A 13,924-nucleotide genomic window follows, 5' to 3' on the forward strand; every position below is an offset into this window, starting at 1 on the left:
CTAATTCCCGTGACCGTACGCATCGAGCGGATCGAGGGGCTGGACGGCGACCGCCGCGCCGCGATCACCGCCCCCTTCGCGGAGGCCGCGACCGTCAAGCGCTTCGCCTTCTCGCCCCACCATTTGACGCTGGCCCTGACCGACGAGCATGGCATCGACGGCGGGCTGATCGCCCAGCTCTACTGGGACTGGATGCATGTCGAGATCCTCGCCGTGCCGGAGCGCTATCGCGGAAAGGGCCTCGGCCGGGCGCTGCTCGAACAGGCCGAATCCGTCGCGGCGGCGTCTGGCTGCACCGGCGCCTGGGTCGACACCTATTCCTTCCAGTCGCCGGGTTTTTACGAAAAGATGGGCTACAGCGTCTTCGGCCGCCTGCCGAACTATCCGAAGGGCGAAGAGCGGATCTTCTTCGCCAAGCAGCTCAAGGCTGCCGACTGAACAGGGGAGGGACTTCATGAGCGAGAGCGAACGCACCCGCATCACCGACGGCATGAGCGAGGCCGAGCTCGACGCACGCCACGCCGAGAAGATGAAGAAGAAGAAGGCGGCGCGCGACAAGATCCTCGCCACCAAGACGGTCGAGAAGGGCCTGCTGATCGTCCACACCGGCAAGGGCAAGGGCAAGTCCACCGCCGCCTTCGGCCTGGTCTTCCGGGCGCTCGGCAACGGCATGAAGGTCGCCATCGTGCAGTTCGTGAAGGGCAAGTGGGAGACCGGCGAGCGCAAGGTGCTGGAGAAGTTTCCCGGCGAGGTGACGATGACCGCGATGGGCGACGGCTTCACCTGGGAGACCCAGGACCGCCAGCGCGACATCGCCGCCGCCCGTGCCGCCTGGGACCGCGCCAAGGCGCTGATCATGGACGACGAGCACGACCTGGTGCTGCTCGACGAGCTCAACATCGTCCTGCGCTACGACTATCTCGCCGTCGCCGAGGTCGTCGAGTTCCTCAAGGCCAAGCCGGCGATGAAGCACGTCGTCGTCACCGGCCGCAACGCCAAGGACGAGCTGATCGAGATCGCCGACCTCGTCACCGAGATGGAAATGATCAAGCACCCGTTCCGGTCGGGCGTGAAGGCGCAGCGGGGGATCGAGTTTTAGGGGGCTTCGCGGATCGTCCGACGCCCGTAAAGGAAATCCCTCCCAATGCCTTCGCAATATTATTTGGCGGATGCTGGTTGCTTTCTTGTTTAGACTCAACTCCCATGGTCGCTGCGTTCAGCCTAGGGGGGTGCAATGAGTATAGACGAAAAGCTAAGGGGGCTCGCCGATCGCGTCCGTAACCACTCCAGCGCGATGGTGACCGAGGAGGCAGTGAAGACCGCCGTCGTCCTGCCCTTCCTGGCCGCACTGGGCTACGACGTATTCGACCCTTCGGAAGTGATTCCGGAATTCACCGCCGACGCGGTCGGCAAAAAGGGCGAGAAGGTCGACTACGCGATCAAGATCGATGGCTCGATGCGCATTCTCGTCGAGTGCAAGCCGATCACCTGCAAGCTCGAGAAGCAGCACCTCGCGCAGTTGTATCGGTATTTCTCGGTCACGGACGCGAAGTTCGCCATTCTGACCAACGGCAGGACCTTCCATTTCCACACTGATCTGGAAGCGCCGAACAGACTCGACGACCGGCCGTTCCTGACATTCGATTTGGCGGAGTTGAATACCAATCTCCTTCCGGAATTGAAGAAGTTTGCGAGGGAAGGCTTTGACGTCGAGGGCGTCTTGCAGTCGGCGAACAGGCTCAAATACACCTCTGCGTTGAAGGCGGCTTTGACTAGCCTGATCGAGGACCCGAGTGAGGACTTCGTCCGCCTCGTCATCGCGGATGTGCATGACGGTAGGTTCACCGCTGCGGTCCGCGATCAGTTCACGCCGATGGTCAAGACCGCTTTCCGCGAGTTGATCCGCGACATGGTCCAGAGCCGGATTTCGACGGCGCTGGAGAGCACCAGCGCGGTTGAAGCCGAACCGGAGGTAGAGGTGATCGATGAAGCCGAAGTCGTGACCACCGAGGAAGAAAAGGAGGGCTTCATGATCATCCGCGCGATCGCGCGCGAGGTCATCGCCCCCAAGCGCATCCACATTCGCGATCAGAAGTCATATTGCGGCGTGCTGGTCGACAACAACAACCGCCGGCCGCTCGCCCGGCTATGGTTCAACAGAAGCGTAAAGTATCTCAGCCTCTTTGACGGCGACAAGGAAGAGAAAGTCAGGATCGAGACGCTCGATCATATCTACGATTACACCGACCGCATCCGGGCGACGGCGAAGCGCTACGTGGACTCGGTGGCGCGAGAGGACGCGCCGGCGATGGTGGTGGAGTGACGTTGTCCGCTATCCCTTGGATGTAATTTTCATTCAAAAGACGCCGACCCTCCCGTTATTAGGCGGCTTCGCGGCTCCCCTCCACTGCAATGGGACGGCGCCGCGCCCTGCGTCGATGGCGACGGGCCGATCTCCCCCCTTGTGGGGGAGATGCCTGGCAAGGCAGAGGGGGGTATTCCCGGCACCGACCCATCGGATGGTGCCGCAAAGCCACCCCCCTCTGGGCTGCCGCCCATCTCCCCCACAAGGGGGGAGATCGAAGCGCCACTGGCGTGCCGGTAGCTCGCCCGCCGCTGAGGCTTGGCCGCGACCATACGCGCCGCCCCCTCCCGCAGGAGCCCTCCTTCCGTAGCTGCCTCCAAGAATAACGCGCGCATTTCGGCAAGACGCGGTAGAAGCGATCCATTCCCCCTAAGAGCGATGCCGACATGCCCTTCAGCGATCCGAACCATCCGCTGTCCAAGCCCGAGAATCTGCGCCGCGCCATTCATGCGGCGGGGGTGGCGCTGTGGTCGTGGACGGTGGCCAGCGATCATTTCGCCATGGACAAGCGGGCCTTCGAACTGTGGGGGCTGGAGCCGAGCGGGGAGGTCAGCTTCGAGGATCTGTCGGCGCATATCCATCCGGCCGACCGCGACCGGGTGCGCGCCGCCTTCACCGCGACGCGCGGCATCGTCGGTCCCTACGAGATCGACTTCCGCATCATGGTCGGCGAGGAGATTCGCTGGATCTCGGCGCGCGGCCTCGGCGACGACGAGGCGCTGCACAACGGCCAGATGTTCGGCATCTTCCTCGACGTCACCGGCCGCAAGCAGGCCGAGGAGGGCCATGAGCTGCTCGCCGGCGAGATGAGCCACCGGGTCAAGAACCTGCTCGCCATCGCCTCCGGCCTCACCACCATCACCTCGCGCTCGACGACCACGGCCGAGGAGATGGCGAAGGAACTGACCGGGCGGCTGGCGGCGCTCGGCCGCGCCCACGATCTGGTGCGCCCGCTGGCGAGCGGCCAGGGCACGGCGGCGCTGCTGGGCGACCTCTTGACGGTGCTGCTCGCCCCTTACGAGGATCTCGGCGCCTTCAGCGGCCGCATCCGTGTCGCGGTGCCGCGCATGGGCGTCGGCGAGAAGGCCGCGACGACGCTGTCGCTGATCATCCACGAACTCGCCACCAACTCGCTGAAATACGGCGCGCTGTCGACCGATACCGGCATTCTCGACCTGTCGGGCTCCACCGACGAGGACGCGGTCACGCTGGTCTGGACCGAGCGCGGCGGCCCGTCGGTCGAGGCGCCGGAGAGCGCCGAGGGCTACGGCTCGAAGCTGGTGCGCCGCAGCGTCGCCGGCCAGCTCGGCGGCACGATCGACTACGACTGGTCCGACGAGGGCGTGGTCGTCAAGCTGGCGTTGAACGGCGACCGCTTGGCCATCTAGGCGCCGCGCCGCCCGGGCAGCCGCGCGCGAAACTCCTCAACCGATCGGTTGACTTTTCCGCCGCCTCGCTCATACTCAACCACATGGTTGATCTTGACGCCACTTTCGTCGCCCTCTCCGATCCGACGCGGCGGGCGATGCTCGCAGCCTTGTCGGACGGCGAGAAGTCCATCGGCGAGCTCGCCGCGCCGCACGCCATGAGCTTTGCCGGCGCGGCCAAGCATGTCGCGGTGCTGACGAAGGCCGGGCTGGTGGCGCGCCGCAAGGTCGGGCGCCAGCAGCTCTGCCGGCTGCGCCCCGGCCCGCTGCGCGACGCCGATGCCTGGCTCCGGCAATGGGAGGGCTTCTGGACGACGCAGCTCGACGCGCTGGAAGAGGCCCTGAAGGAGAAGCCGCAATGAGGCAGGAACGGGAATGAGCAACACAGTCACCGACGTCATAACCCCGAACGAACTGGTCTTCGAACGCCGGCTCGACGCGCCGCTCGAGCGGGTCTGGCAGTTCGTCGTCGACCCGGATCTGCGCGCCCGCTGGTTCATGGCCGGCCCCGGCGATGTTCGCCCCGGCGGCACGCTCGGCCTCACCATGGACCACGACCGGCTCTCCGACGGTGAAGTGCCGACGCCGGAGCGCTACCGCGCCTATGTCGGCCATGCCTGGAGCGAGCGCATCCTCGCCTTCGAGCCGCCGCACCGCATCGTCTTCACCTGGGAGGACGGCGCGGCCGGCGAGGTCGAGATCAGGCTGACGGCGGAAGGCGCGGCCACCCGCCTCGTCCTCACCCATACCGGCCTGCGCGGACCGGACGACACGATCAATTTCGGCGGCGGCTGGCACGCCCATCTGGCGGTGCTGGAACGGCGGGTGGCGGGCAAGGGCGTCGCCGACTTCTGGGCGCTCCACGCCGCCGCCGAGAAGGCGATGGCCGAGGCGCTGGAGAAGCGGGAGGCGTAGGGGCGGGCGGCCCTTTCGGAAACACGAAGCGCAGATCGCCTTGTCGCCATCGCGAGTCTTGGATAGGTTTCGCGGACAGGCTCGCCCGCGCCTCCTCCCTCCGATCCGGGAAGTACCGCACGTACGGGGCAATTTTCGTCATCGAACCGTCCGTTCGAGCGTCCGCATGAGGAGGGGTTGCGTTTCCGGCTCGCGATGGAGGTTTGCGATGCGCCTTTCCGTGCCTGTCTACCAACTCAAGCGTCGGGCGAAGCTTCTCGCCCGCAGCGAGAAGATCGCCCTTCACGACGCGCTGGACCGCGTGGCGAGGGCGGAGGGCTTCGCCTCGTGGAGCCTGTTGGCGTCCCGCCTGGAGGCGAATCCGCCGGACCGGACCATCCTCTCGCGGCTTGCGGCAGGCGACCTCCTGCTGCTCGGCGCGCGTCCGGGCCACGGCAAGACGCTGCTCGGGCTGCAGCTTCTGATCGACGCCGCCCGGGAGGGCCGGCGGGCGGTGTTCTTCACGCTGGAATATTCCGAACGCGAGGCGCGGGAGCGGATCAGGTCGCTGGGCGGCGGCGATCGGGGTGACCGGCTGGAGATCGTCGCCGCCGACGACATCTGTGCGGACTCAATTGCCCGGCATCTCGCCGGTTCGCCGAGCGGCACCGTCGCCGTCGTCGACTATCTGCAGATCCTCGACCAGCAGCGCCACAAGCCGCCGCTGTCGGAGCAGGTTAGCAGCCTGGAAGCCTTCGCCCTGCGCAGCGGAGTCGTTCTGGCGTTCATCACGCAGATCGACCGCTCCTACGATCCGCAGAGAACGCCCATGCCGGGGATTGGCGACATCCGCCTGCCGAACCCCGTCGACCTCGGGAGCTTCTCGAAAGCCTGCTTCCTGCACGAGGGCGCCGTGCGCTTCGAGGCGATCGCCTGAGCCTTAACGGCTTTCAGCGTTCCTCCTGCCGCAGCGGGCGGCGCAGGTCGCTGACCGTGCCGGTGAGGATGGCGCTCCGCATCGAGCGGGATCGCTTCGGCGGCATTCCGGCGGCTGGCGCAAACGGCCGCGACGGTCACCCGGATCATGTTCGATGCCGGCTGCCTGACGATGTCCGACGTCGCCCGGGAATGCCGCCGGCCCCGCACCTCTTCGGCCGGCGGCGCAGTGACGGGGCGGTCGTTCACAGCTGGGCCTCGATGGCCGCCTTGTCGATGACCGACCAGACGGAAACGATCTTCGATCCGGTAAATTCGTAGAAGACGTTCTCGGCAAAGCTCACGCGGCGGCCGTCGACGGCAAGGCCGAGGAAATCGCCCTTCGGCGTACAGTCGAAGGCGAGGCGCGCGGCAAGGCGCGGCGGCTCGCAGACCAGCATCGCCGCCGTGAAGCGCAGATCCGGAATGGCCGCGAAATCCTTGACCAGCATGTCGCGATAGCCGTCGAGGCCGAAGGGACGGCCATTGTGCTCGACCGCATCGTCGACATGCTGCCCGAGCGCCGCCCAGTCCTGGCGGTTGAGGCAATCGAGATAGGCGCGATACTGCGCGGTCAGTTGCTCGGAAGTCATGGGGCAGGTCTCCTCGGAAATTCTGGTCAGCGGCCGCCGGCGAGTGCCTCGCGGGTCGCCGGGTCGGCGGGCAGGAAGGCTTCCAGCGTCAGCTCGGCGAGCGCCACGTCGGTGGCGGTGCCGAACACGGTGGTCGTCGACAGGAACGACAGGGTCGTATCGCCGCGGCGGAGCACCAGCGGCACGGCAATCCCCGTGGCGTTTCGGTGCGGGGGCCGCATCGAGGCGGCGACGGGGATGGCGCGCAATTCGTCGTGGAGCTCGATCAGCCGGCCGTCGCCGGACGAGGTGGCGTCGTGGCGCAGGCGCTCCAGCAGATGCTGGCGCCATTCGGCGAGGTTGACGATCGACGGCGCCAGACCCTCCGGCGAAAGGCTGAGGCGCAGCACGTTGACCGGCGGCTCCAGCAGATTCGGCGCGACATCGGCGAGGAGGCCGTTCACCGCCCGGTTGGCGGCGACCAGCGTCCAGTGCCGGTCGACGGCGAGCGCCGGATAGGGGTCATGCGCGGCGAGGATCGCCTCGACGGCCTCCCGCGCCGCCGCCAGATCCGGCGCATCGAGCCCTCGCTCGGGGTAGAGCGGCGCGTAGCCGCCGGCGAGCAGCAGCCGGTTGCGCTCGCGTAGCGGCAGGGCGAGGGGCTCGGCAAGGCGCATCAGCATTTCGCGGCTGGGCGCGGCGCGGCCGCTTTCGACGAAGCTCAGATGCCGCGTCGAGATGTCGGCCTCGCCGGCGAGCGCCATCTGGCTGAGCCGCCGGCGCCGCCGCCAGTCGCGCAGCACGTCGCCGACCGTGTCGGATGTCGTTGTCATGCCAGCGATCCTACACGCGGCCGGCCCCTGCGCCATGACCTTCGAGGTAATCGCGCCGCCTCGCTTGTCCCGTCATCCTCGGTCTCGTCAACAGAAGGAAGACGACCATGCCGACACCCCAGGACATCGCCGCCGACTATCTCGCCGTGTGGAACACCCCGGATGACGAAGAGCGCCGCCGGCGCCTCGAGCAATGGACGCCGGACGCCGAATATCGCGACCCGCTGATGCGCGGCAGGGGACGCGACGGCATCGCCGCGATGATCGCCGGGGCCCGGGCACAGTTTCCGGGCCACGAATTCCGGCCGCGCGGCACGCCGGACGGGCACGGCGCCTTCGCCCGCTTCTCCTGGACGCTGGCCCCGACGGGCGGGCCCGCGGTCGCCGGCGGCACCGACATCGTGCGGCTCGACGGAAGGGGACGGATCGCCGAAATCGTCGGCTTTCGCGACGGGGGCGGGACGTGAGCGTCGCCTACGTCATCGAGTTCGAGGTCCGGCCCGGGGAGCGGGGCCGCTTCCTGGCGCTCCTGACCGGCGTGCTGGAGGCGATGCGGCACGAGGCGAACTATCGCGGCGCCACGCTGCACGTCGATCCCGACGACCCGCTCCGCTTCCTGCTCCACGAGGTCTGGGCCGATCACGAGGAGGTGGTGAACGTCCAGCTCCGCCGGGATTATCGGAGGGAATGGCACGCAGCCCTACCGGAACTGCTGGCGGTGGAGCGCCGGATCTCGGTCTGGCAACCGATCGAGCTGGAGAGCCCCGCGCAGCCAGTGGCGAGATATGCCTGTCGCCTCTAGGCGCCCTGCGTCCGCTCCGTCCGCTCTGGGGCAACAGGTTCAGCTCGTCGGGGCCCGGAGAGGACGAGGATCCCGGCGGCGATGATCAGCCCCATGCCGAGAAAGGCGAGCGCATCGAGGCGTTCGCCGAAGGCGAGGACGCCCCACAGGGCGGCGAAAAGCAGATAGGCGTAGTCGAACGTGCCGATGATCGCCGGTGGGGCGGACTGGTAGGCCCGCGCCACGCCGATCGCGACGACCACCATGGCGCAGCCGAGGCCGAGCATCAGCGCCCAGTCGGCGCCCTGCATCGGCGCCCATGGGCCGAACAGGAACTGGTTGGCGAGGGTCTCAGGGAGGAGCGAAGCGACGAGCGCGCCGGCAAGGCCCGCCGCCAAAAGGCAGCCATGAAGCGACAGCGCCAGTACCCGCGCGCTTTCGTCGGCGCAGCGCATCCGGGTGACCACGGCGGCGAGCGCGTAGAACAGCGCCGCCAGGATCGGCAGCAGCATCCAGGCCGAGAAGTCGGCGCCGGTCGGGCGCAGGATGACGATGACGCCGAGAAAGCCGATGGCGATGGCGGCCATGCCCCGCCACCCGATCCGGTCCCCGGTCAGGAAGGCCGACAGCGCCGCGATGAACAGCGGCGTGGTGTAGAGCGCGGTCGCGGCGACCGAGAGGTCCATGTTGGGGAGGGCGGCATAATAGGCGACCCACATCGCCGTCAGCAGAAGACTGCGCAGAAGCGTCCAGGGCCGCAGCATCCCGGGCGCCCTGCCGATCCCGTCGGGAACGAGCAGCACCAGCAGGATCGGCACGGCGAAGAGCGAGCGGGCGATGTAGATCTGCCAGAGCGGGAAGTCGGCCGAGACGGCCTTGACCACCGCGTCGGCGCCGGACAGCAGGAACACCGACAGGAGGATGAGGCCGATCGCCAGACCAAGCTGGCTGGTTCGAATCATCCGCATGCGTCGTCTCCTTCCGTTTCCAGACGGAGACGTACCATGCGCAACGCAGCGTCGGGGCTTCGACCGCCCCGACGCTGCGTCTCCATTCTCAGGCGATGGCGGCTTCCCGGAAGGAGACCAGCCGCTTGGCTTTCTCGTCCCAGAGGACGAGCTTCACGCAGGCGAGGCTTTCCCAGAGCGTGATGCGGCCGATGTCGCGCAGTTCCGGGTGGTTCTTGAGGACTTCCGGCAGCCGGTAGAACGGCACCGTGCTCGACAGGTGATGCACATGGTGGATGCCGATATTGCCGGTGAACCAGCGCAGCACCGCCGGCAGGTCGTAATGCGACGAGCCGTGCAGGGCGGCGTGCTGGAAATTCCACTCCTCGCCTTCCGACCAGTGCGTCTCCTCGAACTGGTGCTGCACGTAGAACAGCCAGACGCCCAGCGTCGCGGCCATCAGCGTGATCGGCAGCTGCACGGCGAGGAACGGCACGAGGCCGACCGTCCAGATCAGCGACGCCGCGATGATCGCGATGCCGAGATTGGTCGCCAATGTCGACGTCCAGGGCTGGATGCCGCCGCGCATCAGGCCGATCGGCAGCCGGTACTGGCAGACGAACAGCCAGGCCGGGCCGATGCCGAACATTACCACCGGATGGCGATAGAGCCGGTAGCGCACGCGGCCCCACCAGGAGAGCGCCTTGTACTCGCCGACGGTCAGCGTATCGACGTCGCCGATGCCGCGCTGGTCGAGATTGCCGGTCGTCGCGTGATGCACCGCATGGGTGCGGCGCCAGTAGTCGTAGGGCGTCAGGGTGAAGACGCCGAGCACCCGGCCGGTCCAGTCGTTGGCGCTGCGGCGGGTGAACAGGGCGCCATGGCCGCAATCATGCTGCAGCATGAACAGCCGCACCAGCAGGCCGGCGGCGGGCACCGTCAGAATCAGGCCCCAGTAATGGCCGTTGACGAAGGCCAGGGCGGCGAGGACCCACAGGACGGCGAACGGGATGACGGTGATCGCGATCTCGAACACGCTGCGGCGCGTGTCGGGCTTGCGGTAGCCGGCGAGGACGCGGGTCCACGGGGGGGATTTGGCGGCAGGAACTGCCCCGGAAGTTTCGATCGAGGGCAATGGATGTCCAAGCTAGGAGAGGGTGCTGCCGAGGCGAATAGCATCGCCTGCGCGGTGTCGATAGTCACAGTTTGGTAGGGAGCACCCTGAGCGTTGGCGCCTGACCGACGCTCGCCGTGCAGTAAGATAACCGCAGACGCAGCGCTATGTTCCCGCAATTTATGCACTATCGACATGGCGCTTCCGTGAACGGGAACGGAAAGGCGCGAGCGGGCCCGCCGGCAGGGGATCGCTGCCGGCTCGCCTGGGATGATCGGGGAGCACTGCGGCCGCATGCCGCAGCGCCTTGGCCGTCGTTAACGCTCCCGCACCCCTCTCTTGCCATTTCTGCGACTTGGCCCTCGGCAAGCCTCGGGACCAAGACCGCGAAAAGGCTTTCTCTCCCTCAAGGGGAGAGAGGGTGCTTCCCCTCGGACGCCGCGCCCCTCTCCCCCCCTGAGGGGGAGAAAGCGATTTCATCGGATTAGTGCCGAAGGCGCTAAACGATAGAAATCGCAAGAGAGGGGGCCGCAACGCTCCTTCGGCTTAAGGAATCAGCCGGTCGGCCCGCAGCCGCTCGAAGAGGTCGCAGAAGGCGTCGTCGGTCGGCTCGTAGGCGGTGAAGCCCATCCGCCGGCTCTTGCTCATGTCGGTGACGACCTCGATCGGCCGGCCGAGATCGGCGTCGGTGTGCCACGGCGAGGCAAGCCGCGACAGATCGGGTTCGGCAAGGTTCTCCCGCGCGGCGATCTCGCGCCAGACCTGATCGTCGTCGCGCATCTGGTCCGCCAGCGGCACGATCGTGCCGTCGAACGGCGCCGGCTCGAGGTCGAACCACTCGGCGATCTGTCCCCACATCCATTTCCAGCGGAACACGTCGCCATTGACGACGTTGAAGTCCTCGTTCGCCGCCGCCGGCGTCGTCGCGGCCCAGAGGAGGTGCCGGGCGAGCTGGCTGGCGCTGGTCATGTCGGTCAGGCCCTCCCACTGCGCCGCCGAACCCGGAAAGCGGAACGGCCGGCCGGTCTCGCGGCAGATCGTGGCGTAGACGGCCAGCGTCGTGCCCATGTTCATGGCGTTGCCGACGGCCTTGCCGATCACCGTGTGCGGGCGGTGGACGCTCCAGGTAAAGCCGTCGCGTGCGGCGGCGGCGAAGACCTCGTCCTCCTGCGCATAGTAGAAATTCGCGACGTCGAGCCGGCCCTGTTCCTCGCGGAACGGCGTCTGCGGCAGCGCGCCTTTGCCATAGGCCTCGAAGGGCCCGAGATAGTGCTTCAGGCCGGTGACCAGCGCGACGTGGCGAGCCTTGTCTGTGGGGCGGAGCCCGTCCAGCAGGTTCTTCACCATCGCCGAATTGACGCGGATGTTCTCCGCTTCGCTGTCCTGGCGCAGCCATGTCGTCAGGAACACCGCGTCCGGATCGACGTCCGCGAGGGCCTTCGCCGTCCCGGCCGCGTCCTGCAAATCGGCGACGACCGGCGTCACGCCGGCCTGCTCGACCGGGCGCCGGGCCAGGCCATGAATGGTCCAGCCCTCCTTGACGAGAAGCGTCGCCGTCGCGCTGCCGATGATGCCGCTTGCACCCACTACCAGTGCCGTCTTGGCCATGTCCGTCTCCTTGATCGCTTGACGACGGAGCTAGGCGGCGTCTCGTGCGTTCGCCAGACGGCACCAAACAGGGACCTAGCCACCAGGAGGTAACCACATGCTGCCCGGATCACCCGAGGACGACTGGCGCGAGGACTGCGCGCCGCGCCGCGTCCTCGAGCTTTTTGCGACCAAATGGACCAGCATGGTACTGCACACGCTGCATGCCCGCCACGCCGGCCGCTCCCGCACCGGCGTCCTGCAGCGCAGCCTGCCGGGCATCTCCAAGAAGATGCTGACCCAGACATTGCGCGAGATGGAATCCAGCGGCCTCGTGACGAGGCATGTCGGAAGCACCGTGCCGCCGGCGGTGGAGTACCGCCTGACCGAGCTCGGCAACCGTTTCGTCGAGCCGGTCGAGCTGCTCTACGGCTGGGGCCGCCAGAACGCCGATGCCCTCGACCAACTCGGCAGCCGCTCGACGGCGCGGCGGGTGTAGGATCGGCTTGTACCTATGGGAAGAAGAACAAGCTGAAGACGGTTTCGGCCTTCCGCTAGATGGACGCCTGACGCCGCTCGCCCCCCGACATATCGGTTCTGGTGTCCTTGACGGGCGGCAGGCCGAACAGCCGCCCGTATTCCCGCGTGAACTGCGGGACGCTTTCGTAGCCGACGGCAAAGGCCGCGGCGCTGGCGGACGCGCTTTCGGACATCATCAGGCGCCGCGCTTCGATCAGTCGGAGCTGCTTCTGGAACTGCAGAGGCGACAGCGAGGTCACGGCGCGAAAATGATGGTGGAAGGAGGAAGGTCCCATCATGGCCTCCGCCGCGAGTTGCCGGATCGACAGTTTCTGTGCGAAGGCCGAGCGGATGACGGCCACGGCCCGGGCAATCCGGGCGACGTGACTGTCGGGCGTTCCAAGCTGGCGGATGGCCTGCCCGTGCCGGCCAGCCAGCAGCCAGTAGTGCATCTCGCGCATGAGCTGGGCTTGCAGGATCGGCACCGAGCGCGGTCGGTCGAGCAGCCGCATCAACCGAAGCGCCGCGTCCGCCACCTCCGCATCGGTCGGATCGACGCGCACCGGCGCGTTCTCGGACACGAGGACGGCCTTCATCTCCAGCGCAAGCTTTGCAATCACCGCCCTGTCGAGCTCCATGACGAGTGAATAATAAGGCGCCGCCGGGCTGGCACGGGTGATCTGGCTGACCGTCGGGACATCGGCCGTTATCAGCAGGGACTCGCCCGCGGAGAACGCGAACTGCCGTGTGCCCATGGTCACCGCCTTGCTGCCTTGAACGACGAGACAGACAAGCGGCCGCGAGATGTCATGCACGAGGCCGCTGGGCGTCGTGGCCCAGACCGTCGACAGGCCGGCGATGGGCGTCGGAGCCATTCCGGTCGTGCTGCGATGGGTGTCGGCGTGATGCCGGATGGCGTCCAGGAGCGTGTTCATGCCCCGGACGTTAGGCGGAAGCGCATGTCGTTGCCTAGCCGTTTTGGAGTTTCAGGCAAGACTCCGCGAGCTTCAGGCAACAATGGCGAGGAGGCGGGGGCGATATCCGTCTCGGCACACAAGATGTGCCGATCCGGAAATTGCATCAGGGAAACCAGCCATGGCAAAGATCACTCTCGTCACCGGCGGCAGCCGCGGCCTTGGCCGCAATACCGCCCTCAGCATCGCCCGTCGGGGCGGCGACGTCGTCATCACCTATCAGAGCCGTACGGAGGACGCCGCGGCCGCCGTCGCGGAAATCCGCGCCCTCGGCCGCAACGCCGCGGCGCTGCACCTCGATGCGGGAACGGTGTCCACCTTCCCGGCATTCGCCAAGAGCCTCGGGCAGGCATTGCGGGACACCTGGCAGCGCGACAGCTTCGACGCCCTCGTCAACAATGCCGGCCACGGCGACCATGCGCTTATCGCCGACACCACCGAAGAGCAGTTCGACAGGCTCGTCGACGTTCACTTCAAGGGCGTTTTCTTCCTGACCCAGACGCTGCTGCCGCTGCTGGCCGATGGCGGGCGCATCGTCAACCTGTCGTCCGGGCTCACCCGCGTCTCCGCCCCGGGTTGGGCGGCCTACGCCGCCGTCAAGGGCGCCGTCGAGGTGCTGAGCCTCTACATGGCCAAGGAACTCGGCAGCCGGGGCATCGCCGTCAACACGGTGGCTCCGGGCGCGATCGAGACCGACTTCTTCGGTGGCGCCGTCCGCGACACGCCGGACTTCAACAAGTACTTCGCCGAGCTGACGGCGCTCGGCCGCGTCGGCTTGCCGGATGACATCGGCCCGATGATCGCAAGCCTCCTCTCCGAGGACAATCGCTGGGTCAATGCGCAGCGGATCGAGGTCTCCGGCGGTCAGGGAATCTAGGCCGCGCAGATTGCCGGGCCGCATGGGCCGCCGGGCACCGTGCGGCCCCGCAATCCTCG

At 67.3% G+C, this 13,924-nt stretch carries 17 protein-coding genes; 11 read left to right on the forward strand and 6 right to left on the reverse strand.

The window, feature by feature from the left end:
- The first annotated feature begins 9 nt into the window (after window positions 1-9).
- The 7 genes from GGR03_RS15945 (at window position 10) to GGR03_RS15975 (ending at window position 5,623) form a co-directional block, all read left to right on the forward strand.
- Window positions 10-438, forward strand: coding sequence for a GNAT family N-acetyltransferase (locus GGR03_RS15945; RefSeq protein WP_183209744.1), 429 nt, complete (start codon window positions 10-12; stop codon window positions 436-438).
- A gap of 52 nt (window positions 439-490) precedes the next feature.
- Window positions 491-1,099: a cob(I)yrinic acid a,c-diamide adenosyltransferase gene (gene cobO, locus GGR03_RS15950; protein ID WP_183210065.1), complete on the forward strand. Its 609-nt coding sequence runs from the start codon at window positions 491-493 to the stop codon at window positions 1,097-1,099.
- A gap of 213 nt (window positions 1,100-1,312) precedes the next feature.
- Window positions 1,313-2,323, forward strand: a complete 1,011-nt coding sequence (locus GGR03_RS15955; RefSeq protein WP_343058830.1) for a type I restriction enzyme HsdR N-terminal domain-containing protein — start codon at window positions 1,313-1,315, stop codon at window positions 2,321-2,323.
- 428 nt (window positions 2,324-2,751) lie between these two features.
- Window positions 2,752-3,753: a sensor histidine kinase gene (locus GGR03_RS15960; protein WP_183209746.1), complete on the forward strand. Its 1,002-nt coding sequence runs from the start codon at window positions 2,752-2,754 to the stop codon at window positions 3,751-3,753.
- Window positions 3,754-3,836: 83 nt separating this feature from the next.
- Complete coding sequence (locus tag GGR03_RS15965; protein WP_183209747.1) at window positions 3,837-4,154, forward strand: ArsR/SmtB family transcription factor; 318 nt, start codon at window positions 3,837-3,839, stop codon at window positions 4,152-4,154.
- Window positions 4,155-4,167: 13 nt separating this feature from the next.
- The gene (locus tag GGR03_RS15970; RefSeq protein WP_183209748.1) at window positions 4,168-4,707 is read left to right on the forward strand and encodes an SRPBCC family protein; all 540 of its coding nucleotides are present in this window, start codon (window positions 4,168-4,170) and stop codon (window positions 4,705-4,707) included.
- A 208-nt stretch (window positions 4,708-4,915) separates the two neighbouring features.
- Window positions 4,916-5,623 (forward strand): DNA helicase, encoded by a 708-nt coding sequence (locus GGR03_RS15975; RefSeq protein ID WP_183209749.1) that lies wholly within the window; start codon window positions 4,916-4,918, stop codon window positions 5,621-5,623.
- A 244-nt stretch (window positions 5,624-5,867) separates the two neighbouring features.
- Here GGR03_RS15975 and GGR03_RS15980 read toward each other — a convergent pair whose 3' ends face one another.
- The gene (locus GGR03_RS15980; protein WP_183209750.1) at window positions 5,868-6,254 is read right to left on the reverse strand and encodes an ester cyclase; all 387 of its coding nucleotides are present in this window, start codon (window positions 6,252-6,254) and stop codon (window positions 5,868-5,870) included.
- A 26-nt stretch (window positions 6,255-6,280) separates the two neighbouring features.
- Window positions 6,281-7,066: a helix-turn-helix domain-containing protein gene (locus tag GGR03_RS15985; RefSeq protein WP_183209751.1), complete on the reverse strand. Its 786-nt coding sequence runs from the start codon at window positions 7,064-7,066 to the stop codon at window positions 6,281-6,283.
- 107 nt (window positions 7,067-7,173) lie between these two features.
- Between GGR03_RS15985 and GGR03_RS15990 the strand changes: the two genes are divergently transcribed.
- Window positions 7,174-7,533, forward strand: a complete 360-nt coding sequence (locus GGR03_RS15990) for a nuclear transport factor 2 family protein (protein WP_183209752.1) — start codon at window positions 7,174-7,176, stop codon at window positions 7,531-7,533.
- Window positions 7,530-7,868: an antibiotic biosynthesis monooxygenase gene (locus tag GGR03_RS24340; RefSeq protein ID WP_183209753.1), complete on the forward strand. Its 339-nt coding sequence runs from the start codon at window positions 7,530-7,532 to the stop codon at window positions 7,866-7,868. Before GGR03_RS15990 ends, GGR03_RS24340 begins: the two co-directional genes overlap by 4 nt.
- On the opposite strand, the gene GGR03_RS16000 is transcribed toward GGR03_RS24340, so the two are convergent.
- The 3 genes from GGR03_RS16000 to GGR03_RS16010 form a co-directional block, all read right to left on the reverse strand.
- Entirely contained in the window at window positions 7,865-8,815 is a 951-nt protein-coding gene (locus GGR03_RS16000; RefSeq protein WP_183209754.1) for a DMT family transporter, read from the reverse strand. The two genes, GGR03_RS24340 and GGR03_RS16000, sit on opposite strands and share 4 nt — an antisense overlap.
- A gap of 88 nt (window positions 8,816-8,903) precedes the next feature.
- Window positions 8,904-9,929, reverse strand: coding sequence for a fatty acid desaturase (locus tag GGR03_RS16005; RefSeq protein ID WP_183209755.1), 1,026 nt, complete (start codon window positions 9,927-9,929; stop codon window positions 8,904-8,906).
- Window positions 9,930-10,454: 525 nt separating this feature from the next.
- Window positions 10,455-11,516 (reverse strand): SDR family oxidoreductase, encoded by a 1,062-nt coding sequence (locus GGR03_RS16010; protein ID WP_183209756.1) that lies wholly within the window; start codon window positions 11,514-11,516, stop codon window positions 10,455-10,457.
- A 97-nt stretch (window positions 11,517-11,613) separates the two neighbouring features.
- Between GGR03_RS16010 and GGR03_RS16015 the strand changes: the two genes are divergently transcribed.
- Window positions 11,614-11,994, forward strand: coding sequence for a winged helix-turn-helix transcriptional regulator (locus tag GGR03_RS16015; protein WP_183209757.1), 381 nt, complete (start codon window positions 11,614-11,616; stop codon window positions 11,992-11,994).
- 55 nt (window positions 11,995-12,049) lie between these two features.
- On the opposite strand, the gene GGR03_RS16020 is transcribed toward GGR03_RS16015, so the two are convergent.
- The gene (locus GGR03_RS16020) at window positions 12,050-12,949 is read right to left on the reverse strand and encodes an AraC family transcriptional regulator (RefSeq protein WP_183209758.1); all 900 of its coding nucleotides are present in this window, start codon (window positions 12,947-12,949) and stop codon (window positions 12,050-12,052) included.
- A gap of 160 nt (window positions 12,950-13,109) precedes the next feature.
- On the opposite strand from GGR03_RS16020, the gene GGR03_RS16025 reads away from it, so the two are divergent.
- On the forward strand, window positions 13,110-13,865 hold the full coding sequence (locus GGR03_RS16025; protein ID WP_183209759.1) for an SDR family NAD(P)-dependent oxidoreductase: 756 nt from the start codon (window positions 13,110-13,112) through the stop codon (window positions 13,863-13,865).
- Window positions 13,866-13,924 lie beyond the last annotated feature (59 nt).

The organism is Aurantimonas endophytica (genome assembly GCF_014196845.1).
Taxonomy (GTDB): domain Bacteria; phylum Pseudomonadota; class Alphaproteobacteria; order Rhizobiales; family Rhizobiaceae; genus Aurantimonas; species Aurantimonas endophytica.

Coding starts and splice junctions, on each gene's coding strand:
- GGR03_RS16015 (WP_183209757.1), top strand. CDS start 11,614: ATGCTGCCCGGATCACCCGAGGACGACTGGCGCGAGGACTGCGCGCCG.
- GGR03_RS15985 (WP_183209751.1), bottom strand. CDS start 7,066: ATGACAACGACATCCGACACGGTCGGCGACGTGCTGCGCGACTGGCGG.
- GGR03_RS16025 (WP_183209759.1), top strand. CDS start 13,110: ATGGCAAAGATCACTCTCGTCACCGGCGGCAGCCGCGGCCTTGGCCGC.
- GGR03_RS15960 (WP_183209746.1), top strand. CDS start 2,752: ATGCCCTTCAGCGATCCGAACCATCCGCTGTCCAAGCCCGAGAATCTG.
- GGR03_RS15990 (WP_183209752.1), top strand. CDS start 7,174: ATGCCGACACCCCAGGACATCGCCGCCGACTATCTCGCCGTGTGGAAC.
- GGR03_RS16020 (WP_183209758.1), bottom strand. CDS start 12,949: ATGAACACGCTCCTGGACGCCATCCGGCATCACGCCGACACCCATCGC.
- GGR03_RS15975 (WP_183209749.1), top strand. CDS start 4,916: ATGCGCCTTTCCGTGCCTGTCTACCAACTCAAGCGTCGGGCGAAGCTT.
- GGR03_RS15970 (WP_183209748.1), top strand. CDS start 4,168: ATGAGCAACACAGTCACCGACGTCATAACCCCGAACGAACTGGTCTTC.
- cobO (WP_183210065.1), top strand. CDS start 491: ATGAGCGAGGCCGAGCTCGACGCACGCCACGCCGAGAAGATGAAGAAG.
- GGR03_RS15980 (WP_183209750.1), bottom strand. CDS start 6,254: ATGACTTCCGAGCAACTGACCGCGCAGTATCGCGCCTATCTCGATTGC.
- GGR03_RS16010 (WP_183209756.1), bottom strand. CDS start 11,516: ATGGCCAAGACGGCACTGGTAGTGGGTGCAAGCGGCATCATCGGCAGC.
- GGR03_RS15965 (WP_183209747.1), top strand. CDS start 3,837: ATGGTTGATCTTGACGCCACTTTCGTCGCCCTCTCCGATCCGACGCGG.
- GGR03_RS16000 (WP_183209754.1), bottom strand. CDS start 8,815: ATGCGGATGATTCGAACCAGCCAGCTTGGTCTGGCGATCGGCCTCATC.